The organism is Corynebacterium sp. MSK195, assembly GCF_030228885.1.
GTDB lineage: Bacteria > Actinomycetota > Actinomycetes > Mycobacteriales > Mycobacteriaceae > Corynebacterium.
In genome coordinates this window covers 1-24,614 of sequence record NZ_JASPGT010000005.1, presented here as the reverse complement: position 1 = coordinate 24,614, position 24,614 = coordinate 1, and the positions used below count along the sequence as shown (strand labels likewise).

Sequence of the window (24,614 nt, the reverse complement as noted above, 5' to 3'; positions counted from 1 at the left end):
TCTTAGTGGCCACGCTCCTGCTCAATGGCCTTGCCCTCGTTCCAGAAGGGCGCGAGCTTATTATCAAACATAGACAGCGCCGAACCGATAGCCATGTGCATATCCAGGTACTGGTAGGTGCCCAGGCGGCCGCCGAAGAGAACCTTATTATCCTTCGACTCCTGGGCAGCGAGCTTACGGTAGGCCTCCAGCTTGGTGCGGTCTTCCGGGGTATTAATCGGGTAGTACGGCTCATCGCCCTTATCGGCAAAGCGCGAATACTCCTTCATGATGACCGTCTTATCCTTCGGGTACTTATCCTTGCGCTCCGGGTGGAAATGGCGGAATTCGTGGATGCGGGTATAGTCCACGTCCGCATCGTTGTAGTTCATCACCGGCGTGCCCTGGAAATCGCCGGTATCCAGCACCTCCAAGTCAAAGTCGAGGGTGCGCCAGCCCAGCTCGCCCTCGGCAAAATCAAAGTAGCGGTCCAGTGGGCCCGTGTAGACCACGGGCGCATCTGGGGACTCGGCACGCAGCTCCTCGCGAACCTCGAACCAATCGGTATCCAAGCGGACCTCAATATTGTCGTGGTCAGCCATGTTTTCTAGCCATGCCGCATAGCCGTCTACAGGCAGGCCCTCATAGGTGTCGTTGAAGTAGCGGTTATTGAAGGTATAGCGCACCGGCAGGCGGGTGATATTCGCGGCCGGCAGCTCCTTCGGATCGGTCTGCCACTGCTTTGCGGTGTAATCGCGAATGAAGGCCTCATACAGCGGGCGACCGATGAGCGAGATGGCCTTCTCCTCCAGGTTTTGCGCCTCTTCCGGGGAGAATTCGCCGGCCTGATCCTTAATGAGCTGGCGGGCCTCATCCGGGGAGTAGTAGCGGCCGAAGAACTGGTTGATAAGACCCAGGCCCATCGGGAATTGGTAGGCGGTGCCATCGTGCATGGCAAACACGCGGTGCTGGTAGTCGGTGAAATCGGTGAACTTATTGCAGTAATCCCACACGCGCTTATTAGAGGTGTGGAAGAGGTGCGCGCCGTACTTGTGCACCTCGATTCCGGTGGTGGGTTCGGCCTCGGAGTAGGCATTGCCGCCGAGGTGATTGCGGCGCTCCACAATGAGCACCTTCTTATCCAGCTGGCTAGCGGCGCGCTCGGCAACCGTTAGACCAAAAAATCCAGAGCCAACAACGATGAGGTCATAAGAAGTCATGGCCCCAGTTTATTGCACTTCGGCAACCGACACGGTACTACGGCGTGTCGCAACAAGTTTCACAGAAGTCACAAACGTACCATCACAATCAATTCTTAACTTTTGGCAACCGTTTTTACAGCTGCACAACCCCAGGGAGATAACAGTGCAACAACGACGTCGACTAGTACCCACCAGGTCCAAGTGGTCCACCCCGGTCATCGCGGCAGTCACCTCTATCGCGCTCGCCGCGACCGCCGCATTCGGCGGCCAGCAGGTGCTTAAGACCCAGGACTCCAACAATGGCGGGCCCATTGAGGTCAAAAACGCCTCCGCTAGCTTCAGCGATGGTGAATCCATCGTCGTCGATGACCCCGCCGTAGCCGCGCAGGGCGACGGCGAAGGCCGCCGCGCGGTCAAGCAATTCCACCGCGACGATACCTTCAACATGTTCGCCATCACGTGGGAAGGCAAGCGCGATGTCAACTCCTTTGTGCGCTCCAAGCAGAAGGACGGCTCCTGGAGCGAGTGGCTGCCCATGGATGCAATGAATTACACCGAGGGCAAGAACGGCACCGAACTCATCTTCGTGGGCGATACCAACAATGTGCAGGTTTCTATGGCCAACGTTGACCTCGTGACCGGTTCCAACCTCGACAAGAAGGAAGACTCCCTCCTGGACAAGGCCGCCAAGGGCGCTGATGCCAACCGCCCCGCGCCGCTTGCGTACAACGTCGGCGATATCTCCCCCGTGGCCGATGAGCGCACCCAGGTTGCGGATCTCGACGCCGTGTTTATCGACGGCAACGCCCAAGAAGGCGAAGCCATCGAGCCCACCGCAGAAACCGCGGGCATGCCCAAGGTAGTCACCCGCGCCGGCTGGGGAGCAGACGAATCTAAGCGCTGCCAGCAGCCAACCTACGACGATGGCATCAAGGCCATGACCCTGCACCACACCGCGGGTAGCAATAACTACACCCGCGCGCAGGCGGCGGCACAGGTACGCGGTGCCTACGACTACCATGCGCAGACCCTGGGCTGGTGCGATATCGGCTACAACGTACTGGTAGATAAGTTCGGTACCATCTATGAAGGCCGCTACGGCGGCTTGGACAAGGCCGTACAAGGTGCCCACGTGGGTGGCTTCAACTCCAATAACTGGGGCATTTCCACGATTGGCAACTACGAGCAGGCTGAGCCTTCCCGCGAGATGCTCAACTCCGTGGCCGAGATTGCTGGCTGGAAGGCCGCTATTTCTGGCATCGATCCAATGGGCAAGGCCAGCTTGTACTCCGGCGGATTCAACGGCTCCAAGTTCCCTGCGGGAACCATGGCCACCGTGCCGGCGTTCGCGGGCCATAATGATTTTCACTACACGGCCTGCCCGGGCCAATACACCACGCGTCATTGGGATGAAATCCGTAAGAACACCAAGCGCAAGGCGGATTCCATCAAGTCCGGTAAAAACAGTACGGATCTGAACTGGCAAAAGTCTCCCAAGCCCAATGCCCCCAAGACCCCGCAGCAGACGGGCGAAGAAATCATGTCCTCGCTTGGCGACGTCGAGGTCCCAGTCTCGACCATCTCCGCCCTCGCTGGAATCGCTGCCGCCGTCTTCGGGGTGCTCATCGCCAACGACCGCCTGCAGAAGCCTGATACCGATCAGAAGGTGACGGGCAACTTGACCACCGGGGATATCCCGGAGATTGTCAACAAGGTTGTCCAAGTCTCCAACAACGAGGGCTTGAAGGAATCCTGGACCTCCGTCCTCAACGCTTTCGGCCCAGTCCTAGGCCTGGCAGTCGGCGGCCCGGACACCACCGATGGCGGCAAAATCCTCTACCAGCTCTTCCAGAATGGCGTGGTGCTCTCCTCCAAGGAGTCCGGCACCAAGGCGCTGACGGGTGAGATTGCCAAGAAGTGGTCCGAGGGCGATAATGCCTCCAAGCTCGGCCTGCCGACCTCCAACGAGGAAAAGAATGGCAAGGAAATCCGCGTGAAGTTCCAGGGTGGCGAGATTGTCTACAACACCGAAACGGAAAAGGTAGACATCTTCACCGACTAGAACCAGCGCTCTAGCACCTTAGCGACGCCCGCCTGGTGGTTAGCCACGGTGACCGCATCCGCGGCCGCCTTAACCTCCGGGTGGGCGTTTTCCATGGCCACTCCGCAGCCGGCCCACGTCAGCATCTCAATATCGTTGGGCATATCCCCAAAGGCGATGACCTCGGTCTGATCCACGCCTGCATGATCCGCGAGCCATTCCACCCCGCGACGCTTGGTGACCTTCGGTGCGGCAACTTCCAACATGCCCTCATTAATCGAGTAGGTCACATGGGCCAATTCTGGATCAATGTGCGGGGAAATAAGGTCGTAGAGTTCCGGCGCGGAATAATCGGTATTGCGGATGAGGAATTTTACCGCCGGCTGCCCTACAAGTTCGCCCATGCTGACCACGCCAAAGCCCTCAAACAGGGCGTTTTCGGAGTAGTGGCGCTCGACTACGAAGAGGTCCTCGACGGCGTCGGCAAGCGAGCCCCCAGCCCGCTCCGCGCCAAAGCCCACGGTGCCCAGTACGGTCTGGGCCACGTCCACCACTTCCGCCAACGCGGCGGGCGAAAGCTCATGGGCGGACATCACCCGATCCTCTGCGGAGTCATACAACACAGCACCATTCGAGGTCACGCATACCGGCCGCACGGGCAGCTGCTCCAGCACCGGGGCTATCCAGCGAAACGGACGGCCAGTAGAAAGCGCAAAATAGGCACCCTGTTGGACTGCCCGCGCCACGGCGTCACGGTTGCGACGCGGGACGCGGTGGTTGCGGTCCAGCAGAGTGCCGTCAATATCGCTCGCGATGAGGCGAGGCGCGCGGGCTGGGAAATTCTCCATACCCGCGAGTTTACGTCAGGACTTAGAAGTTCAGGTCCTCGTCCTCGTTATCCTCCCACTCCAGGGAGCGCTTAATTGCGCGCTTCCAATCGCGGTAGAGCCCCTCTACCTCTTCCTTATCGCGCTTCGGCTTGAATACCTTCATGTCTCCGGCCTGGCTACCCAGGACGCTGAGGTCATCCCAGAAGCCATGGTCCAGGCCTGCCGCGAAGGCAGCACCGGTGGCGGTGGTCTCGATATTCTTCGGGCGGTGTACTTCCACGCCGAGGATATCGGACTGGAACTGCATCAGCAGTTCATTCATGGTCATGCCACCATCCACGCGCAGCTCGGTAATCTCCACGCCGGAATCCGCCACCATCGCGTCGGCAACATCGCGCGTCTGGTACGCGGTGGATTCGAGCACGGCGCGAGCCAAGTGCTTGCGGTTAGCAAAGCGGGTCAGGCCCACGATGACGCCGCGGGCATCCGGGCGCCAGTACGGAGCGAAGAGTCCGGAGAAGGCCGGCACGATATAGACGCCGCCGTTGTCCTTAACCTCACGCGCGAGGTTTTCGATGGACGCAGCGTTGGGAATGATCTGCAGGTTATCGCGCAGCCACTGCACCAGGGAACCGCCCATGGATACAGAGCCCTCGAGGGCATACACGGGGCGCTCGCCCTCGCGCTGGAAGCAGACGGTGGTCAGCAGGCCGTTCTCGGAGAACTTCGGGGTGGTACCCGTATTCAGCAGGAGGAACAGGCCGGTTCCGTAGGTATTCTTTGCGGAACCTGCGCGGAAGCAACCCTGGCCGAACATCGCGGACTGCTGGTCACCCAGGATGGCTCGGATAGGCACGCCGGAAAGCGAGCCGCGCTCACGCACGGTACGGAAATCGCCCAGGGACGGGCGAATCTCCGGCAGCATGGACATCGGGATGCCCATTTCCTTGCACAGTTCCTCATCCCACTCCAGCTTTTCGATGTCCATCAGCAAGGTGCGGGAGGCGTTGGTGACGTCGGTGGCGTGCAACGCTTCGCGGCCGGCATCGCCCTCGGCGCCGCCGGTGAGGTTCCACAGCAGCCAGCTATCAATGGTGCCGAAGAGCAGGTCGCCTGCCTCAGCACGCTCGCGGGCACCTTCGACGTTATCGAGGATCCACTTCACCTTCGGTCCCGCCGGGTAGGAGTTGATAATCAGACCGGTGCGACGGCGCCACTTTTCTGGCCCTTCCTCGCCCGAGAGTTCCTTACAGATGGCGGTGGTACGGGTATCTTGCCAGACAATGGCGTTGTAGACCGGCTTACCGGTGTGCTTATCCCACACCACGGTGGTCTCACGCTGGTTGGTGATACCTACCGAGTCAATGTCTTCCACGGTGATATCGCCGTTTGCAAGTGCTTCACCGACGGCGCGACGGGTATTGCTCCAGATTTCTTCTGGGTCGTGTTCTACCCAGCCCTTTTCCGGGAAGATCTGCTCGTGCTCGAGCTGGCCAACGGCAACCTGCTCGCCGTTGTGATCAAAGATGATGCAGCGCGTCGACGTGGTTCCCTGGTCGATAGCGGCGACGTATTTCTTGTTAGTCATGTGTCTAGTCTCCTATACGAAGATGGAATTAGAGCGCAACGGACAACAGGCCAACGGCTACAGCCGCGACCAACGGGGCCACGATAGGGACCCAAGCATAGCCCCAGTTCGCACTGCCCTTGTCCTGGATGGGCAAGATGAATGCATAGGCAATTCGCGGGCCCAGATCACGGACCGGATTGATGGCATAACCCGTGGGGGTACCTAGGGACAGACCGACTGCCACAACAACGAAGGCAACAGCGAAGTAGCTCATTGGGCCTAGCTCACCGCCGGTTGGGCCGAAGGCGATGAACATCAGCAGCACACAGGTAGCGATAAACTCCGTCACCGCATTCCAGCCATTTTTAGGGTGGGCCGGCTTGGTAAAAAAGATACCGTTGGTGTCCTTATTGGCGCCGGTGACGTTTCCGGCGTCGTCGTAATTATTGGCGTCGAAAAGCTGCTTGAAGGCAGCCCACGCCAGGATGGCACCGAGGATAGCGCCGAGGATCTGGCCCAGGCAGTAGTACGGAACCAGGGACCACTCGAGCGAGCCATTGACGGCCAACATTACGGTGACGGCGGGGTTAAGGTGCCCGCCCGTGGGATCGGCCACGCTCGCGCCGACGAAAACCGCCATGCCCCAGCCCAGGGCAATAACTATCCAATCGGAGCCGCGTGCGCCAGAGGTGCGCAGGTTTACCAGTGCACATACGCCGTTGCCTAGAAGGAGCAGCAACGCAGTGCCGATAAACTCCCACAGGAATGCATCAAATCCGGTCATAACTTATACCTCGTTTTGGGTGGGTCGGGCGGATCCTGCGCGCACCAAAATGTCATTGGCTTCGCGGTCAGTTACCGCAGCTTCTGCTTCAAGTTCGGCCTGCGTGTGGGCCTTGAATTGGGATACCTCGCGCTCCTTGTCGGCGTCGCTCCAGCCCAGCAGCGGTGCCACAAAATCAGCAACAGCCGGGGCAGCGTTCACACCGCGGTCGCCGTACTCGATGGCGATGCGCAGGCGGCGGGACAGGATGTCTTCCAAGTGCAATGCACCCTCGTGGGTGACGGCGTAGCGGACCTCGGCCCACAGGTAGGACTCGGCACCAGGAACTGGCTCGAGCAGGGAGGCGTCCTCAGCTGCCGGTGCCAAAACCTCACCCAGCAGGGAGCCATAGCGGCCGAGCAGGTGCTCAATGAACTTCTCGCTCAGGTTGTAGCGACGAGCCAAGGATGGGACCTGGTTGGCCAAGGCGTGGTAGCCGGCGGCGCCCAGGATCGGGGTTTGCTCGGTGATAGACTCCGGGACCTTGGTATCCAGCTCCTCCACTGCCAGGTCCACGGCATCCTTACCGATGACGCGGTACGTGGTGTACTTACCGCCGGCAACAGAAACCATGCCTGGGGCCACGCGCGCAACCGCGTGGTTACGGGAAAGGTTGGTGGTGGAATCGGACTTGCCGGACAGCAGCGGGCGCAGACCGGAGTAGACGCCCACGATGTCATCGCGGGTGATCTTGCGGCGCACGCGCTGGTTAACCTGATCCAAGATGTAGTCAATATCGGACTTGGTTGGTGCCGGATCTGGCAAGGAGAGGCCCTTTTCCCAATCGGTATCGGTGGTACCGATAATCCAGTACTCGCCCCACGGGATAACGAAGAGAACGGACTTTTCGGTAACGAAGCACAGGGCTGCCTCTGCATCGAGCGCATCCTTCGGCACGACGATGTGCACGCCCTTGGAGGCGTGAACGGTGAACTTGCCCTCCACGCCGGCCATCTCTTGAATCTTGTCATTCCACACACCGGTGGCGTTGATAAAGACCTTGCCGCGTACGGTAGTCTCGCGGCCGGTGGCGGTATCGCGTACCTTGGCACCTACGATGCGGCCGCCGCGGTCCTTGTCAAAGCCAATGACCTCGGTATTGGTACGTACATCGGCGCCATACTCGGCGGCGGTACGCAGCACGGTCATGGTGTGGCGGGCGTCATCAACCAACGTGTCGTAGTAGCGCACGCCGCCCACAATGGCATCGTCCTTCAGACCCGGGGTCACCTTCAGCACGCCCTTGCGGGTGAGGTGCTTCTGCATTGGGACGCTCTTCGAGCCACCCATGAGGTCATAAAGAGTAAAGCCACCGAACATCATCACGCGCTCCCATACGTGGTGGGTCAGCGGGAAGATAAACTTCAGCGGCTTCACCAGGTGGGGTGCCAGGGTGGACATGTTCAGCTCGCGCTCCTTGAGGGACTCCGCCACCAGGCGGAAGTCAAACATGGCCAGGTAGCGCAGGCCACCGTGGAACATCTTGGAGGAGCGAGAAGAGGTACCTGCGGCGAAGTCGCGCGCCTCAATGACGGCGGTCTTGAGGCCACGGGTAGCGGCGTCCGCTGCCGCACCGGCGCCTACGGAACCGCCACCGATGATGACTACGTCGTATTCCTTATCCGCGTACCCATTCCATAGATTTTCAAAGTATTCGGGGTTAAAGGATTGGTTGCTTTGCTGGGTCATTGCTGACCGCATCTCCTTCCTTGGTGCTAGCATGTGCCTGCGCCATAAATCCATGAATGAGATGGCAAAAGCACAGCTAAAAGCAGTTAAATTGTGGTTTCGGTGGAAAGATTCGCACCGCGACTGCAGAGACTTTATCTCCTGAAATCTATGTTAGGGGTCACGGACGTGAGTTACACATGTGGTTACTCACACGTAAGTTTCAGGCCCGTAAGCAGTCAGTTTTCCTAAAATACTTAGACATTCAAAAAGAAAAAACACCCCCTCGCGGGGGTGTAAAGCGGACGGAAAGCCCGCGCTATTTCTGCGCTAACCGCGCCATTGCTTCAAGCACTTCGGACATTCCGGCTTTCTCGGCAGAATAAGTGACCACCTGGGCACCCTTAACCACCTCAATAGGGGCAGTTTCCAAAGCCACTACCGACATCCAGTCGAGGAAATCCTCATCCCCTTGCTCGTTAGCAAAGACCAAAACTTCTTCCGGCTTAGCTTGCAGATCCTCGAGGATGCACTCGACGCCTTGTACCGCGGTCGCGGCAGTGACGGACAGTGCAGCGGTATCGAGACGCGGCTGCACAGCACCCTCATCAAGGACAACGCTCCACACGGCTTGCGGAACTTCCACCTCACCGGCGGGTGATATCACAATCAGGACTTCGGCTGCCGGGTAGATATCTGCCAAAGCCTTGTGCAATCGCGGAGTCAGCGCGCCATCTTCCCAATTCAGCGCGCTGCTCTGCGCCACCACCACGCGGGGTATGGAAGAGAATTGCGCCTTCACGCGGTGCGGCAAGCGCGAGACGATAAGCCGGGATTGGGTAGCTGCCGCCAAAAGGCCTTGCTCTGCTACGGAACCGGCCCATATCTCCTTGCTGCTGGCCGCGATGGACGCTTGGGTTTGCGCGACCTCCGACTTCAGCTGCGCCATGACATCCGCGACCTTATCGCGACCTTCATCCAAGCCGCGGGTTGCCTCTTCTACTACGGCGTTGAGGTTGTTCTTGATCCACTCCAGGGTCTCCGGAGCGGTACGCGCCTTATTCTTTGGCTCCTCCCCGTCTTTTCCCTTGGCGGCGGCCATGTGGTTGCGCACCAAGTCAACCGTAGTAACGGAGACGCGTTCTTTGAGGCCCACTAGATCGTCGCGCAGTCGGCGTACGCGGTGGCGTTCTGTTTCTACTTCAGCATCGCGGGCTTCTGCCTCTTCAAGGGTAGGAGCCCCTCCACCCTTACGGGCGGGCACCCAGTATTCACCGGCAGGCATGGGTCCAAATTCGGCTTCGTACTGCTCCCATAGTCCTTCCAACGCCTCTTGCATACGGCGTCGAATCTCCGCGGTATCAGCCTCCGCATCGCCGGTGGGATAGTACGGTTCGAGGGCGGTAATAAAGACAGGGGTCTTGGTCCGCCCCAGGTTCTTTTTGTGCCCCTTGGTCCACAGGCGCTGCGAACCAAAAATGACCTGTGGGATTACCGGCACCCCCGCCTCATAGGCAATACGAGAGGCGCCACTTTTCATGCTGCGGATTTCAAAGCTGCGGGAAATTGTTCCTTCAGAAAACACGCCCACGAGTTCGCCGTCCTTGGCCAGCTGTACCGCTTGGCGGAAGGAGGCGCTGCCATCGATACGGTCAACTGGCACGTGGTGCATGGCCTTCAACAACGGACCTGCCACCGGGGCTTTAAAGATTCCAGCTTTAGCCAGGAAGCGTACGAGACGCTTCTTGCGATAGGCCAAAAAGGCGCCGAAAAGGAAATCCATGTAGCCGGTGTGGTTGCAGACCAACACCGCGCCGCCCTGATCGGGGATATTTTCTTCCCCCGAAAGGCGCATTTTTAATCCCTGTGCCAGAGTCACCCCCCTGCCGATGTGGGTGATCTGGCGGTACAGGAAATTCGTCGCAGCGTTCATAACTCTCCAGGACGACGGCGGACTTACTGCGGGGTCAGGACATCCTTGCCCACGAAGGGGCGCAGGGCCTCAGGGACAACAACGGAGCCGTCGGCCTGCTGGTGGTTTTCCAGAATGGCAACGAGCCAGCGGGTAGTCGCCAGCGTGCCGTTCAGGGTAGCTGCGGTCTGGGTCTTGCCGTTCTCGTCGCGGTAGCGGGTGGACAGGCGGCGTGCCTGGAAGGTGGTGCAGTTCGAAGTGGAGGTGAGCTCACGGTAGGTGCCTTGGGTAGGAACCCAAGCCTCATTGTCGAACTTGCGGGCCGCCGAAGAACCGAGGTCGCCACCGGCAATATCGATGGTGCGGTAGGGCAGTTCCATGGCTGCAAGCATGTCCTTTTCCATGGACAGAAGGCGCTGGTGCATTTCTTCCGCATCCTCCGGCTTGCAGTAGACAAACATCTCCAGCTTGTCGAATTGGTGGACGCGCAGGATGCCGCGAGTGTCCTTACCGTGGGAGCCAGCCTCACGGCGGAAGCAGGAGGACCAGCCAGCGTACTGCAGCGGGCCATTGGAGAGGTCGATGATCTCATCCTTGTGGTAACCGGCAAGGGCCACCTCAGAGGTACCGACGAGGTACATATCATCGGCCGGCAGGTAATAAACCTCATCGGAGTGCTGGCCCAAGAAACCGGTGCCGGACATAATGTCTGGGCGAACCAGGACTGGCGGGATCATCAGCTTGAAGCCAGCTTCGCGTGCCTTCTGCGCCGCGAGCATCAGCATTCCCAGCTGCAGGAAGGCACCATCGCCGGTGAGGTAGTAGAAACGAGCGCCGCCTACCTTAGCGCCGCGCTTGACGTCAATGAGGCCGAGGGACTCGCCCAACTCAAGGTGGTCCTTTGGCTCGAAGTCGAACTCAGGAATCTGGCCTACTTCTTCTACCACTACGAAGTCATCTTCGCCGCCGGCCGGGGCACCTTCGACCACATTATCGAGCTTGTACTGCAGCTCTTCCACCTTGGCCTCAGCGGCAGACTGTGCCTCTTCCGCCTCCTTGACCTTGGCCTTCAGCTCATTGGAGCCCTCCAGCAGTGCCGGACGCTCCTCTGGGGAGGCTTGGCCAATCTTCTTGCCAAAAGCCTTCTGTTCAGAGCGCAGTTCGTCGGCCTTTTGGATAGCAGCGCGGCGCTGCTCATCAGCTTCCAAGAGCTGGTCTACGAGGGAGGGATCCTCACCTCGGTTCACCTGGGAAGCACGGACAACGTCGGGGTTTTCGCGGAGTAGCTTGAGATCAATCACGAATGTAAGTTTAGCGTATTGGCAACATCTTGCGGTGGTAATAACCAGCGAATTATGATGGCTTTATGTCCGCCGTTCAGCTCCCCGCCCGCACAATTACGGACGGTTCCGTTCCAAAACACACCCAATTGCACGATATCCTCGAAGAATTGTGCCGCACGACCCTCAAACCCGGCGATATCCTGCCTGGCGAGAGGCTTCTTGAAGAAACCTATGGCGTGTCACGGATCACGGTACGCCGCGCCATCGGAGATCTTGTCGCGGCCGGAAAATTGCGGCGCGTCCGCGGAAAGGGCACCTTCGTAGCGCCCAATCCCCTTGTCTCCCGGCTCCACCTCGCCTCATTCTCGGATGAGATGGGCGCACAAGACGTCACTGCCTCCTCCAAAATCCTTACCAGCGGACGCAGCAGCGCCCCGGAGGATGCCGCCCTCTTTTTTGATACCCCTGCCCAAACCGAACATATTCATCTGCGCCGCCTGCGCTTGGGCGATGGCGAGCCCTACTCCATTGATGACGGCTGGTATAACTCCACGTATGCGCCCAGCCTGCTAGAAAATGACACCTACAATTCGGTCTACGCCATTCTCGACTCCGTCTTTGACGTACCCATCACCGATGCGGATCAAACGGTCTCGGCGATTTCAGCCAATGCGGACACTGCTCCGCTTCTCGACGTCCCCGTGGGCACCCCACTGCTGCACATCGTGCGCTACTCCCGCTCGGGCGATAGGCCGGTGGAGTGGTGTTCCTCCGTCTACCGCACCGACCGCTACCGCCTGACTACCCGGGTGGCTAGGGAGAACAGTATCTAGCCAGCACCCTGCTTAACAGGTAAGATTAAGGGCCTTATGAAGAAATCACCTGCGTGGCGTTCCGCTGTGGCCGTCCAGATTGTCTTGATTGCGGCAATCGCGGCGGCCGTTTTCATGGGCATCTATGGCGTTATCAGCTCCCACAAATCTGGTGGCGACGATACTACCGCCGCCCAGCAGCACAATAGCGGGGATACTTCAGAAACCGCCGCTCCTAAACCGGAGCCTTTCACCGCTGCGGCCGCCGGCGCTTGCTTGACGTGGGACATCGCCCAGGATGGCTCCGCCACTGGGTTCAAGGAAGTGCCGTGCTCGGAACAGCACCGCTTCGAGGTTTCCAAGACCGAAGACCTAAGCATCTACCCCACTAGCGAATTCGGCCCTGATGCCACCCGCCCAGCGCTAACCCGCCAACACCAATTGCGCGATGAGCTGTGCGAATCCGCCACTGTGGGCTACCTGCACGGTAAGTGGGATCCGAATGGTAAGTACGATGTGGCGTCCATTCTGCCGCCGCAGTCCGCCTGGGATCGCGGCGACCGCACCTTGCTGTGCGGCCTGCAAACCACCGATGATCACGGCGTACCGCAGCTTACCGTCGGCAACGTCGAGGCCTCCGAGCAGGCAAACCTCGCCAAGCCGGGCGAGTGCTTAGCCATCGATGACAAGCAGGTTCCGCACGTCGTTGACTGCGCTAAGCCCCACCAAATGGAGACCGTTTCCGTCATTGATGTGGGCAAGCAGTTCCCTGACGGCTACCCGGATGGCAAGGATATGGACAAGTTCCTGTCCGATACGTGTACCGCCGCCACCGAGGACTACCTTGGCGGCGAGGAGCAGCTCTACCAGTCCACGCTGCAACCATTCTGGGGCTCTATCACCGAGGCCTCGTGGAACGGCGGCACCAAGTCCGTCAATTGCTCCCTTGTGCATGCCCGCAAAGGCGGCGGTTTCTCTGCCATCACCGGTTCCGCTACCGGTGGACGCCAGGCGCTGACTATCGACGGCCAACCGCCGGAGGAACGCCCTGAGCGCAATCCACTGCGTGAGGACAAGGACAAGAGCCCGGCACCCGAGTCTGCCGCCCCCGCCCCGGCCCCAGCGCCCTAATGGTCGAGGTATCAGAAGAGCGCTTCGATGAGATGGTCAACGAGGCGCTGGATCAAGTCCCCGAGGAATTCGTGCGCCGCATGCGCAACCTCGTCATTTTGGTCGAAGATGAAAATCCCGATAACCCTATGCTGCTAGGGCTCTACGAGGGCGTAGCACTGCCCCACCGCACCTTCGATCACACCGGTTTCCTGCCCGATGCGATCTTCATTTACCGCAACACGCTGCAACGCTGGTCCGGCAGCGAAGAGGAATTAGCAGAGCAGGTGAAGGTCACCGTATTCCACGAACTCGGCCATTACTTTGGCCTCGAGGAAGAGGAGCTGCACCGCTTGGGCTGGGGCTAGAGCTCCGTATCCGCCCACCGGGTCAACGTCCACTCACCAAAATCCTTGCCGCGCGGTTCTATCACCATAAAGCGGCAATTGGCCAGGTAGCCGGTATAGGCAAAGTCGGCGTCAACACCCGTGGCATGTTTGGTGACCACGCGGATGGCGGCGCCGTGGCTGACAAGGATGACATCGTGGTCGTCGGCAAGCTGCTCCGCAATGCCTTCCAGCACCGGCTGGTAGCGCGCCAGCACATCATCCAAGGTCTCGCCGCCTTCCATCCCGGCGCCGCGCTCGCCATCGCACCAGCCACGCATGGCCACCATGTGCGACCTATGGGCATCCTCGCTGCCGTCCATCTCCCAGTCACCGGCGAAAATTTCGTGCACGCCGGCGATTACGTCAACGCGCTGGGAAAATTCCGGCATTCCGCGCTCCTGCTCAAAGGCGCGTGCCGCCAGCATCGCGGTCTGCTGAGCGCGCAGGGCAATGGAGCATTTAAATTCCACCTCGCGCTCGCCCACCAACTGCGCAAGTTCCTGGCCTACCTCCGTGGCTTGGTCACGCCCGCGCTCGGTAAGCTCCGCTCCGGGCGGACGGGTATCGAGGAAGCGGGAAATATTGGAATAGGTCTGGCCGTGGCGCAGCAGGATAATTCTTCCGGGCATGCTTCTAGATTATTGGCCCCTGCGTGCCCGCGCTACCCAATCATCCGCCGCTGCCAGATCGCGCGGTGGCTTGCCCGCCGGGGTTGCCGCCGGCCAGGAGCCGAGGAAAAGCAAGTCCTCTGCCCGCAACCACAAGGCCCGCAGCGCTTCCGCTACCGGCTGGTCGTCAATGTGCCCGATGAGGTCCACGTAGAAGCGGTACGTACCAAAGGACTCCCGCGTCGGCCGCGACTCAATCCGGGACAGGTCCACCCCGCGGTGCGCAAAGTCCTGCAACGCCCCCACCAGGCTGCCTGGCTCATTTGGCAGGGTGAAGATGACGCTGGTGCGGTCCTGGCCAGTCCTTGCAGTGGGTTTTCCCGGTCGCCCCACCAGGACAAAGCGCGTTGCGGCGCCCTCGACATCTGCCACGCCCTGGGCGATGGTCTCCAGCCCAAAGATCTCGGCGGCCCGCGCCGGAGCTGCGGCTGCATCCGCTTCCCCACGGGCTACGGCCTCGGCCGCGGCGGCATTGGAACTGGCCGGCACGAACTCTACCTCCGGCAAATTGTCTTTTACCCAACCGCGGATTTGCTGGAATGCCACCGGGTGGGTGCTCAGCCGCGCAATGTCGCCCGCGCCCTGCCGGGTCATGATGCTAAAGGCCACGGGGACATCCACCTCGCGGTAAATCTGCACCGGTTCGGCTTCAACGAGCGCATCAAAGGTAGTGGTGACAGCGCCATCGACGGAATTTTCAATGGCTACGCAGGCGTACTCGGCGTGCCCGGCGCGCACGGCGGCCACGGCCTCCGAAGGCGAGCCAACCGGCATGGTCTCTACCTGCGGCAGGTGCGCGGCAAACTTATGCACGGCCGCTTCCGTAAAGGTGCCGGCCGGACCGAGGAAGGCGATGGTGGTAGTCATGCACGTCACCTTAGCCCACTAGACTGGTGCCCCATGGACTTTTCCGTAGAACAACTCCGCGCGGATCTGCACGGCCTTACCCCCGAGGAGCACGGTTTCACCTACCTGGATGTAGACCGCGAGCCCTCCGGCCGAGGCCGGCTGAGCGGCTGGGTCCTCTCCGCCAAGGATCTCTGCGATGTCCGCGGCATGCCCACTACTTTGGGAAATGTCGATCGCACTTACCACCCCGAGCGCAGCGATGCCTTTATAGAGGCCTTGGAGAAGCAAGGTGCGCGCATCATCGGTAAGTCCTCCACGCCGGAGTTGGGCCTGCGCGTGGATACGGAACCGGTGGGCCTGCCCCATCCCGATAATCCCCTTTATCCCGGCTGCACACCGGGTGGTTCCTCGGGCGGTGCTGCGGTACAGGTCGCGCGCGGGTTGCTGCGCGCGGCGCACGCCAGCGATGGCGGCGGTTCCATCCGAGTGCCGGCCGCGGCATGCGGCGTGGTGGGCTTTAAACCGGCAGGAAAAGAACTGGGTGTGCAGGGCTTTATCACCCGGACCGTGGCCGATAATGCCTTTCTACATGGCCACCGAATGATCACCCCGCGCGCCCGCATTGGTCTGCTGGTAGAGCCGCTGTTTTGTGATGCCAACGTCGATGCCCACCACCTGCGCGCCGCCCGCGAGGCCGCCCAACGCCTACAGGCAGCCGGCTTCACCGTGGTGCCTATTTCCCCGTATCCGCAGGCCCGGGCCACCTTTGCGCATTTCCGCACGACCTTTACCTCCCGTTTGGCGGGGCTCAACCCGGCGGCAGGCTACGCCGAGTGGATTGCTCAGCAGGGCCGGCGCGTTAGCGCCGCTGAGCTGGCCGCGGCGCGGGCGCATGTCCGGCAGCTACCTGGCTTGCTGGCCCAAGAGTGGGGAGTCGATGCCATCCTCACCCCAATGCTGACCACGGACCCGCCGCGTATTGGTTCTTTCCTGTCCCTGCCCCATGCGGAGAATTTCGCGGCCCAGACCCGGTGGTCTCCGTGGGGTTCCCTCTTCAACATGGCCCGCCTGCCAGCCATTTCCGTGCCATGGGCCGTTCCCAATCACCCGCCAGTAGGCGTGCACCTAGGAGGCATTACGCTTTCCGACGCCGCCCTGCTCGGCCTCGCCCACATCCTCCACCCATGACCAAGTCCTTACGCGCCGAGCTACTCATCGTCCTCACCCTCACCTTTGGCATTTCCGGGGTGCGGGCGGTGTTGAACCTCATCAATTCCCTGGCCGCGCCGCAGCGACTCGACGAGCAATCAGTCACGCTCAATTCCAGCCAATCCTCCCTTGTCTGGGTGGATATGGGACTGCAGCTGTGCTCGGCCGCCGTGCTCTTTTCCTATGGAGCCTTAGCGCTTTTCCTGCTGGCCAAGGACCGCATAGTGCCCCGTGCCCACCGCGCCCGCGACTGGCTAGAAGGCGCAGGGCTTGCCGCCCTCATTGGCATCCCGGGGCTCGCCCTGTATGTCGCGGCGGTGCAATTGGGGTGGAGCAAGGAGGTCATCCCCGGCGACTTCGCCAATGCTTGGGTGGAAATTCCCGTTTCCCTCCTCAAGGCCGGCGCCAACGCCTTCGCGGAGGAAACCGTGGTGGTGATGTGGCTTATGACGCGCTTGCGCCAGGCCCGCTGGTCGCTGCCAGCAGCGCTGGCCGCAAGCTCCATTCTCCGCGGTTCTTACCACCTCTACCAGGGAGTTTCCGCTGGCTTTGGCAATATCATCATGGGTTTAATTTACGGCTATTACTACCACCGCACGGGGCGGGTATGGCCTTTGGTCATAGCGCATTTTCTTATCGACGCCGTCGCTTTCGTGGGTTATTCCTTCCTGTGAAAATGCCCGTAGGGGACGTCGCGAAGCAGGCGTTGCTCCCTGCTCCTTGTAAGGTATAGCGCATGACTGAATCAGGACGAGATCCGCATCGGGAGGCCCGCCGCGCCGGCGACGACTCCTCCACTGAATTCGTCCTTGGGGCCGATGGACGTCCCCTCAAGGATCGATACGGCCGCCCCATTCGACGCCGTTCCTCCGCCCGCCCGACGCCGCGGCGCGTGGAACCCGAGCAACAATCCTTCCGCGCTCCGCAGCCACAGCAACAGCCCCCGCGCCGCACTCCGCCCCCAACGCCGAGCCGCTACCCCAGCCAGTACCGCGCGCAGCAGCGCCCGCCTCGTCGTACCGAGCCGCGCCCGGCGCCCCGGCAGCGCCCGCACAGCCGCCGCAAGAAGGTCAATCCGGCCAAGCGCGCCCTCGGGTGCGTTGGCTTGGCGCTCGTTGTCCTACTGGTATTCAATCTCGTCTTCATGTTCTGGACCGATGCCCGCCTCACCCGCGTCGAGGCGCTGCCAGAAGAACAAGTGTCTAATACCGCCGGCACCAATTGGTTGCTCGTCGGCTCCGATTCCCGCCAGGGACTCAGCGAGGAACAGCAGGCGGAGCTAGGCACCGGTGGTGATGTGGGCGAGGGCCGCACCGATACCATCATGTTGCTGCACATCCCTCGCACCGGTAAGGCCAAGCTCGTTTCCATCCCACGCGATAGCTACGTGGAAGTCCCCGGTTTTGGCATGGACAAGATCAATGCCGCCTTTACCTACGGTGGACCACAGCTCCTTACCCAAACCGTCGAAGGCACGACCGGTCTGCACATCGACCACTATGCCGAGATCGGTATGGGTGGCCTAGCCAATGTGGTCGACTCCGTCGGCGGCGTAGACGTGTGCGTGAAAGAACCCATCAATGACCCGCTGGCCGGCATTGATCTCCAAGACGGCTGCCAAAAGCTCAAGGGGCGCGACGCCCTCGGTTACGTGCGCACCCGCGCCACCGCCATGGGTGACCTTGACCGCGTGCAGCGACAGCGCGAATTCTTCTCCGCATTGCTGGACAAGGTTGCTTCCCCAGCGACCCTGATTAACCCATTCCGCGCCTTCTCCTTGGTCAACCACACCGCCTCCTCGTTCATCGTCGGTGAGGGCGACCACGTCTGGCACCTCGCCCGTGTGGCACTTGCCATGGGCTCGGGTGTGGAAACAGAAACCGTCCCCATCGGCGGTTTCCAAGACACCGAGGTAGGAAACGTCGTCCTCTGGGACGATGAAGCAGCCTCCGGGTTGTGGGATTCCCTCAAATAGGGATCAAAAAATGGCCCGGGCCCCGAAGCCACCGGCTTTAAAAAGCGCTATGCCCGCATTATTGAACTTGCTGCCAGGAGCGCCGACTGCCACTTCAACCCCGTCGACTCCTGGCACACACTGCTCCACCCAGACGGCAAGGCCATTAAAAACTCCCACATTCACGGCATTACCAAGGACATCGGGGCCTGCGCCCACAACGCACCGCTTGGCTCCAAAATGATAGTTGCTGAGGTCGACTGCATGACCGGAGTCGAAGAGGACGAGCACTTTCCTTTCATCGACACCATTGACCTTGCTAAGCAAATACTCGACCGCGGCCCCTACAACCTACCGGCACTCCTTGACCGCCTAGGACTGGACAATCCCGACGCGCACGCAGCAGTAGCTGATGCGACCGCCACGGTGAACATGCTCCACGCCCTCTTAGGATTCAAACGCGGCGAAATTGGCCGCATGATTTTCCGCCAAGGCGAAGCATTCCACGCCACCAACACCTGGCAGAAAAGCCACGCCACACTACTACTCCCGCGCAACATATAGGCCTACTACCAGCGCCCACACTGGACACAGTGGCCTGTAGAAGTGAAGCGTCCTAGGCTCAGCTAAGGAAGGATTGAACTATGCCTAGAAGATATTCCGCTGAGTTCAGGGAGAAGGAGATCCATCAGATCATCGAAATGGTCCGTCTGGAGTCTTGCTCACTGCAACACGCCTACATGGAGGTCGGTGAGCTACTTGGAGTATCTCATCACACGTTGCGGACTTAGTACCGTGACAGCGCTTCAGTACGTGATAGTTCTGACGCGTCAAGCGGCGAAACAATGGAAGAAGAACTCAAACGTCTGCGCCGAGAAAACCGCGAACTGAAACGCGCAAACGGCATTCTTAAGACAACTTCGGCTTTTCGCAGCGGAACTCGACCTACTCACGACCAAATGATCTCCTACATCGACGTGTACAAAGATCAGTTTGGGGTCGAGGTCATCTGCAGAGTCCTTAAACAAGCAGATCATGGATTTATCACCTCACGCGGCTACCGGAAAGCCTCTCAACGTATCCCAAGTGCGAAAGCGTTAAGCGATAGTCTGCTCATCCCAGAGATACAGCGGGTGCATGCGGAGAATTTTTCGGTCTACGGCATCCGCAAAATGTGGCACGCGATGAACCGTGAAGGCTTTTATATCGGCCGCGATAAGACTGCCCAGTTGATGAAGCTAGCAGGTGTTTCTGACCGCAGACGTGGACGGGCCCCGTGACAACGATCGTCCCGAAGACGCCGGATCATCGCCCTGGCCTTGTGAGCCGAAACTTCCGTGCGCAGGAAACGGGCAGGCTTTGGGTTGCCGACATTACCTATGTTTGCACTTCGTCGGGATTCGCTTACACCGCATTTGTAGTTGATGTCTTCAGTCGGAAAATCATTGGTGTTGTCACGCGCTCTACGCTGCGTACTGTTGCGCTGCTGATGGAGGCTTTAGAGCAGGTTTTAACCACTGCTGGAAGGATCCATGGCGACCAGTTGATTCATCACAGTGATCGGGGCAGACAGTACGTGTCGTTGAAATACTCTACGGCTTTAGCTGGGGCCTGACCCCCGGAAAGTGGACACATCGGGGGTTGGCTATGCTGCTTGTGTCAGTGTAGCTGAAGTCTCTGCTTCAAAAGCATCAGGAGCCACAAGGTTGCACCAGGAGTGCCGCCTACGGGTGTTGTAGCGCATGCACCACCGGAAGACTTCCTGCCGGCAGGTGATCGGATTGTCAAAGACTTTCCGATCACGCAGCACTTCCCGCTTTAAAGTAGCGTTAAATGATTCTGCTAGGGCGTTATCCGCACTCGTTCCTACCGCTCCCATGGACTGGCGTACACCCAGCGACGAGCAGTAATTTCTGAACGCTTGTGAGGTGTACACGCTGCTGTGATCGGAATGAAAAATAGCCCCGTCAAGACTGCCACGCACACCGTGTGCGTGGGCTAGTGCATCGATGACCAGTGAGACACGCATGTGGTCTGCGAGTGCATAACCTGCAAGTTTCCGTGAATAGGTGTCAATGACTGTGGCCAAATACATGTTCTTGCCGCCCTTACACGGCAGGTAGGTAATGTCGCCGACATACACACGGTTTGGCTCGTCAGCTGTGAATGTACGGCCTACGAGATCTGGCATGACACGGTGACCAGGCTTGCGCCTGGTGGTGATGCATCGACGCCGTTTGCTAAAGCCTTTTAGCCCCATGGATTTCATGATGCGTGCAACCTTCTTATGATTGGTCGGGGTATACGCTGGGTCTTCCTTCAGGCTTGCGGCGATACGTTTAGCACCATAAAGCCCGTGCTCATCATCAAAGATGGTTGTAATTCTTGCACCAATAAGGGCATCGGAATACATCTTTAACCTGCGCTTTTCACGGGTTTGCACCCATTTATAAAACGAGGAACGATTGAGCTTTAACACGTGGCACATCCGCTTGACCGAGTATTCGGTTCGGTGGTCATAGACAAACTGGAAGCGGATCACCAGCGTGTCTCTTCGGCAAAATATTTCGCGGCCTTGCGCAGGATGTCGCGTTCTTCGCGCAGCTTCGCGTTCTCTTTTTCCAGCTGGCGGATTCGCTCAGAATCATTCGTCGCTTGGGCTTTATCATGCACGGCTTTAATGCGGGCACGTTTGCCGGTGCCGTACTTCTTGACCCAAGAATGCAGCGAGGCTCGATTAATACCGAGCTCTGCTGATGCTGAGTTCAACGAGAGGTCCCTCATTGTTTTCATAGAGGGCCACGGCATCGCGTTTGAACTGTTCGGAATACCTGGACATGGTGGTTGATTACCTTTCTTCCCAGTCCGACTGGGCTGGATATCAGGTGTCCACCAAATGGGGGTCAGGTCCGCCCTAGCCTAGTGAGGGACGCGTCAACTCGAAAGATTTATGCCGTTTGAGCTTAGCGTTTTCCTCGTGGCCTATGAATATGAATATACGCTTTAAAGGTGGATAGAACTTGGGGATAAGGGGTAATTGGGGGTAATTAATTAGAATATTTTTACTGCGGGCTGTACATACTATAAGTGAATAAGTTAAGGTAAACCTATTTCAGGCATAGGTAAAGCCATTTACCATTTAGGGCTTGAGACAGACACATAAAGACGAGGCCGATTTTGGCATGCTTAACTTTCGGAAGGGGAAGTTCTGTGAAGAAGAAAATTGTAGCAGGGCTAGTTACTGCCTTGGCGGTTTCTATGTTCGCTGCTCCAGCAAATGCGGAGGGACACTTTGAAACTAGTGTTAGCGGGGTTCGCGATGGATTCAGGACTCGCGGCTGGAGCGATCGAAACATTGATGGGTACAACACGGAGATTACAGCAGCTACCTGCTTAAATGCTGTACATGGATCTCCTGGAAAAGTTGAGATGACCCTACGCCGAGAGCTTTCTAAGAGGCCGGACCCCGACCTAGGATCGCGTTCGCTCAATAGATGCTATGGGGGATGGGACCGAGGCGGGTGGGGGCGCCAGGCTGCAGGAAAGTATCATGCCGATATCCATACATTTGATTGGAACCACTTGACCATCAAGTGGATGAAATTTGTATGGTAGTAACTGCTCGGGTTAATGCACTAAGAGTGCGGCGTTCAAATAAGACAATTCTGGATATACCGCAGCTGGTGATAGATGAACGCCCCACGCTTCTACTGGGGGCTAATGGTGCTGGGAAATCAACGCTTTTTTCTGCTCTTGCATCAGATTCTTCTCCGAAGGAAGGAACAGTACTAAGGAAGGGATCTATATCTCTAGTAGAGCAGACATTCAATCCTATTATCGGTTTCACCTCTAGTGAGTACTGCGCTTATGTTGCTTGGTTGTTCGGGCGAGATAAAAAGACTGCAAAGAAAGAAAGCTTAGATTGGCTAGATTTTGTAGATTTGTCAAGAGTGTCTAGTCAACGGTGCGAAAGTCTTAGTGGAGGAGAACGCTCTAGGTTGGCGATCGCCACTGCGTTGAACTCTGGGGCGGAAACATTACTGCTTGATGAACCTAGTGCGGCACTTGATCCACTCAGCAAAGAGCATGTCACTGAGGTATACCAACGGATTGTGGATAGAGGGCATAACCTAGTTGTCTCAACGCATGATGCTGGCGAACTACAGAGGCCTTTCGAGCGTGTTCTTGTTCTTGATAAGGGGAAGCTACATTTCGATGGTTCACGGCAAGATTTTGTACAGCTAGCTACAGAGTCGGGAAATACCCCGGCGCATATTCTCTCACGATCTTTTGTACGGAGAGGAAATTACAGTGATTCCTAATTTCGGTGTTAAACACTGGCTTCGTCGGCCATCATTATGGATTTGCCTTATTGGGCTAATCCTTAGCGCAGTTCCTATTTCGGAGTTAGGAAAGGCGCCATACTATGAGTCGAATGCTGCTCAATCTACATTGGTATTCTTCGTAATTGCGCCTGCGGTTTCTGCCGCAATGGCATGGGAAGCATCACGTTTTCGTCCTCTAGTGCAGATGGGGAGAAAATCTGTGGCTCGTATTTATGTGAACCGAATGTTTGTATGGTCGCTGATTTTTCCTCTTAGCTATGTATTAGCAAGTCTTTCACAAAGTACTGATTCTGCGCTGTTCGGCTCTTTAATCTTTTGGGTTATGCTGGCTTATTCGTCCATCGTCGGTATCTGTTGGACGCTAATCGGAAGTGCACTTGGTTTTTCGTTTAAACCACTGGTATCAGTGTCTGTATCAGCTGCGCTTGCATATACGTGGTATGCGGTAGTTCCAGCCACTTCTCCTGGAGCCCTAAGACATATAACTGGTGATTTTTTAGCGTGCTGTTCTTTTGACGCAACGCTAGATGTGAAAGCAATTGGGACAGCGATTGCAGGGATTATCGGAGCTACGCTGACCATAGTCTCGGCTGCGGCACTGTTTAGGCACAGTAGTAAATTGTATATATTAACTTCCTTTTTAGGGCTTCTCTGTCTTATCGGCTCTTTTGCTTGGGCGCAGCAACTCACAGAGTTTGGCCTTGCACAAAGAGATTCTCGTCAGGTTGTTTGCTCTTCTAATGTATGCGCATGGCCTGAAGTTCCTAGCGAAAATATATTACTTAATATCCAGGCGAGGGATGCTTTTTCTGAAATAGCGCCTACTGAGTGGAGAGATTTTTCAGAGCGTCCTGTGATGTGGGGAGATTTTTCGGAAGAGCATTTAAGTTTAAGCGGCCAATCCACGGTAGAGGGGATAGTTGGAGAGTTCGTGGATCAAGCTGGATCTGCAGAACTGATTCGTTCAGACTCTAAAATCTGCGGAATTCCGGCGAAAGATTTGGGAATTACGCTTAGTGGTCTTCCTTGGGAGCCTAATCGACAAGTTAACGTTGGAGATGTTGTCCAGCGTATCGAACACACTGTGTGCAGAGTTAGCAATTAGCTCATGACATCATACGCATTCTTGTACTGCCGTGGGCATAGGCTAATTACTGTTTTAGTCATGGTGCTGTTTATTGGCTTTGTTCTTGCTTTTGCTGAGGGATGGTTACTAAATATCCCTTGGCTCAATGATACTGCTGGGGCGAACGTTGGCACTTTATGTTCGTTTTCTTATGCCGCATTGCCAGTGATTTTTTTCAGAAATCAGATTTCCAGGTTAGAAGCGCAAGCTTCACGGAATTGGCTGTTTATTGACGGTATAGTCCTCGTAACTTTATGGGTTATTCCTTGGGTATTTTCCCTTTGCGGCATAGGAAGCACTAGATTTGCTTATGTATCTACTGTTCTTACAGGTTTGACGCTTCTTATAGGTAGATATGTGAGTGTGGATACACTTGCTTTGTTGCTTGTAGCACAGCTTGTGTTACAAACTGCTCTTTGGCCATCATTGTCTGATACGAATTGGAAACTCCTTCTTTTCGCTTTAGAGGTTCCACCCGGCCGTATTCCATTAATATTAAGCGTGGTTTCTTTTTTCATGAGTGTTGTTTCTTTGCGTAAATTCAAGCGCTCTGCGTTTTAGCTAACAGTAGAGCGCGTCAATTCTTTGTGCGTGGGGTGGGGAACAGGTATTTTACTGAAGCAACCAGGGCAGGCCACGATCGTTTGATTGATAGATTGTTTCCAGCTGGGAAATTGGACTTCTTTCTCGAATCGGCCGGCTGTGTCTGAAGTACTTTTCCTGTTTAGCCCGCCTAGAAGTTCGTTTGTTTTCAATCTGGAAGAGCGTGATGCTCCTATGTTGTGTCAAGCTGATTTGAGAAGTTCTTCATAAGCCAACCTCAACTCCGGCAAAGGGCGCTTG

General features: G+C 57.8%; 19 protein-coding genes and 3 pseudogenes. 12 read left to right on the top strand and 10 right to left on the bottom strand.

Going from position 1 to position 24,614, the window contains the following annotated elements; translation table 11 throughout:
• Positions 1-2: 2 nt before the first annotated feature.
• Positions 3-1,199, bottom strand: a complete 1,197-nt coding sequence (gene glf / locus QP909_RS06530; RefSeq protein ID WP_040425343.1) for a UDP-galactopyranose mutase — start codon at positions 1,197-1,199, stop codon at positions 3-5.
• 145 nt (positions 1,200-1,344) lie between these two features.
• On the opposite strand from glf, the gene QP909_RS06525 reads away from it, so the two are divergent.
• The gene (locus tag QP909_RS06525; protein ID WP_284766610.1) at positions 1,345-3,243 is read left to right on the top strand and encodes an N-acetylmuramoyl-L-alanine amidase; all 1,899 of its coding nucleotides are present in this window, start codon (positions 1,345-1,347) and stop codon (positions 3,241-3,243) included.
• On the opposite strand, the gene QP909_RS06520 is transcribed toward QP909_RS06525, so the two are convergent.
• The 6 genes from QP909_RS06520 to serS all read right to left on the bottom strand — a co-directional run bounded on the left by QP909_RS06520 (position 3,240) and on the right by serS (position 11,326).
• On the bottom strand, positions 3,240-4,070 hold the full coding sequence (locus QP909_RS06520; RefSeq protein ID WP_284766609.1) for an HAD family hydrolase: 831 nt from the start codon (positions 4,068-4,070) through the stop codon (positions 3,240-3,242). The two genes, QP909_RS06525 and QP909_RS06520, sit on opposite strands and share 4 nt — an antisense overlap.
• Positions 4,071-4,092: 22 nt before the next feature.
• On the bottom strand, positions 4,093-5,640 hold the full coding sequence (gene glpK, locus QP909_RS06515) for a glycerol kinase GlpK (RefSeq protein WP_284766607.1): 1,548 nt from the start codon (positions 5,638-5,640) through the stop codon (positions 4,093-4,095).
• Between the two features lie 28 nt (positions 5,641-5,668).
• Positions 5,669-6,406 carry an MIP/aquaporin family protein gene (locus QP909_RS06510; protein ID WP_284766606.1) on the bottom strand — a complete coding sequence of 246 codons (738 nt, stop codon included), beginning with the start codon at positions 6,404-6,406 and terminating at the stop codon, positions 5,669-5,671.
• Between the two features lie 3 nt (positions 6,407-6,409).
• Positions 6,410-8,134 (bottom strand): glycerol-3-phosphate dehydrogenase/oxidase, encoded by a 1,725-nt coding sequence (locus tag QP909_RS06505; protein WP_284766605.1) that lies wholly within the window; start codon positions 8,132-8,134, stop codon positions 6,410-6,412.
• A gap of 298 nt (positions 8,135-8,432) precedes the next feature.
• Entirely contained in the window at positions 8,433-10,046 is a 1,614-nt protein-coding gene (locus QP909_RS06500; RefSeq protein WP_284766604.1) for a lysophospholipid acyltransferase family protein, read from the bottom strand.
• Between the two features lie 23 nt (positions 10,047-10,069).
• Positions 10,070-11,326: a serine--tRNA ligase gene (gene serS / locus QP909_RS06495; RefSeq protein ID WP_049359893.1), complete on the bottom strand. Its 1,257-nt coding sequence runs from the start codon at positions 11,324-11,326 to the stop codon at positions 10,070-10,072.
• 65 nt (positions 11,327-11,391) lie between these two features.
• On the opposite strand from serS, the gene QP909_RS06490 reads away from it, so the two are divergent.
• Genes QP909_RS06490 through QP909_RS06480 form a run of 3 tightly spaced genes read left to right on the top strand, consistent with a single transcriptional unit; the run spans position 11,392 to position 13,598 of the window.
• Positions 11,392-12,141, top strand: a complete 750-nt coding sequence (locus QP909_RS06490) for a GntR family transcriptional regulator (protein WP_284766601.1) — start codon at positions 11,392-11,394, stop codon at positions 12,139-12,141.
• A 36-nt stretch (positions 12,142-12,177) separates the two neighbouring features.
• Complete coding sequence (locus QP909_RS06485; protein ID WP_284766600.1) at positions 12,178-13,251, top strand: septum formation family protein; 1,074 nt, start codon at positions 12,178-12,180, stop codon at positions 13,249-13,251.
• A complete protein-coding gene (locus tag QP909_RS06480) occupies positions 13,251-13,598 on the top strand; it encodes a metallopeptidase family protein (RefSeq protein ID WP_049377520.1) in 348 nt (115 codons plus the stop codon). Before QP909_RS06485 ends, QP909_RS06480 begins: the two co-directional genes overlap by 1 nt.
• Here the strand turns inward: QP909_RS06480 and QP909_RS06475 are convergent.
• Complete coding sequence (locus QP909_RS06475; RefSeq protein WP_284766599.1) at positions 13,595-14,248, bottom strand: histidine phosphatase family protein; 654 nt, start codon at positions 14,246-14,248, stop codon at positions 13,595-13,597. The two genes, QP909_RS06480 and QP909_RS06475, sit on opposite strands and share 4 nt — an antisense overlap.
• Before the next feature lie 9 nt (positions 14,249-14,257).
• Positions 14,258-15,154 (bottom strand): prephenate dehydratase, encoded by an 897-nt coding sequence (gene pheA, locus QP909_RS06470; RefSeq protein ID WP_284766598.1) that lies wholly within the window; start codon positions 15,152-15,154, stop codon positions 14,258-14,260.
• A 33-nt stretch (positions 15,155-15,187) separates the two neighbouring features.
• On the opposite strand from pheA, the gene QP909_RS06465 reads away from it, so the two are divergent.
• The 5 genes and pseudogenes from QP909_RS06465 to QP909_RS06445 all read left to right on the top strand — a co-directional run.
• Entirely contained in the window at positions 15,188-16,324 is a 1,137-nt protein-coding gene (locus QP909_RS06465; protein ID WP_284766597.1) for an amidase, read from the top strand.
• Positions 16,321-17,019 (top strand): CPBP family intramembrane glutamic endopeptidase, encoded by a 699-nt coding sequence (locus QP909_RS06460; protein ID WP_284766596.1) that lies wholly within the window; start codon positions 16,321-16,323, stop codon positions 17,017-17,019. Before QP909_RS06465 ends, QP909_RS06460 begins: the two co-directional genes overlap by 4 nt.
• A gap of 62 nt (positions 17,020-17,081) precedes the next feature.
• A complete protein-coding gene (locus tag QP909_RS06455; protein WP_284766595.1) occupies positions 17,082-18,320 on the top strand; it encodes an LCP family protein in 1,239 nt (412 codons plus the stop codon).
• A gap of 36 nt (positions 18,321-18,356) precedes the next feature.
• A pseudogene (locus QP909_RS11915) lies at positions 18,357-18,863 on the top strand (exonuclease domain-containing protein); the annotation flags it as partial.
• Between the two features lie 80 nt (positions 18,864-18,943).
• A pseudogene (locus QP909_RS06445) lies at positions 18,944-19,911 on the top strand (IS3 family transposase); the annotation flags it as partial.
• Positions 19,912-19,944: 33 nt separating this feature from the next.
• Here QP909_RS06445 and QP909_RS06440 read toward each other — a convergent pair.
• A pseudogene (locus tag QP909_RS06440) lies at positions 19,945-21,138 on the bottom strand (IS3 family transposase).
• Between the two features lie 769 nt (positions 21,139-21,907).
• Here QP909_RS06440 and QP909_RS06435 point away from each other — a divergent pair.
• The 3 genes from QP909_RS06435 to QP909_RS06425 are packed head-to-tail and all read left to right on the top strand — an operon-like array spanning position 21,908 to position 24,332.
• A complete protein-coding gene (locus QP909_RS06435) occupies positions 21,908-22,621 on the top strand; it encodes an ATP-binding cassette domain-containing protein (protein WP_150851230.1) in 714 nt (237 codons plus the stop codon).
• Positions 22,611-23,750 (top strand): hypothetical protein, encoded by a 1,140-nt coding sequence (locus QP909_RS06430; RefSeq protein ID WP_150851231.1) that lies wholly within the window; start codon positions 22,611-22,613, stop codon positions 23,748-23,750. The genes QP909_RS06435 and QP909_RS06430 overlap by 11 nt, the downstream gene beginning before the upstream one ends.
• A 60-nt stretch (positions 23,751-23,810) precedes the next feature.
• Positions 23,811-24,332, top strand: coding sequence for a hypothetical protein (locus QP909_RS06425; RefSeq protein ID WP_150851232.1), 522 nt, complete (start codon positions 23,811-23,813; stop codon positions 24,330-24,332).
• Positions 24,333-24,614 lie beyond the last annotated feature (282 nt).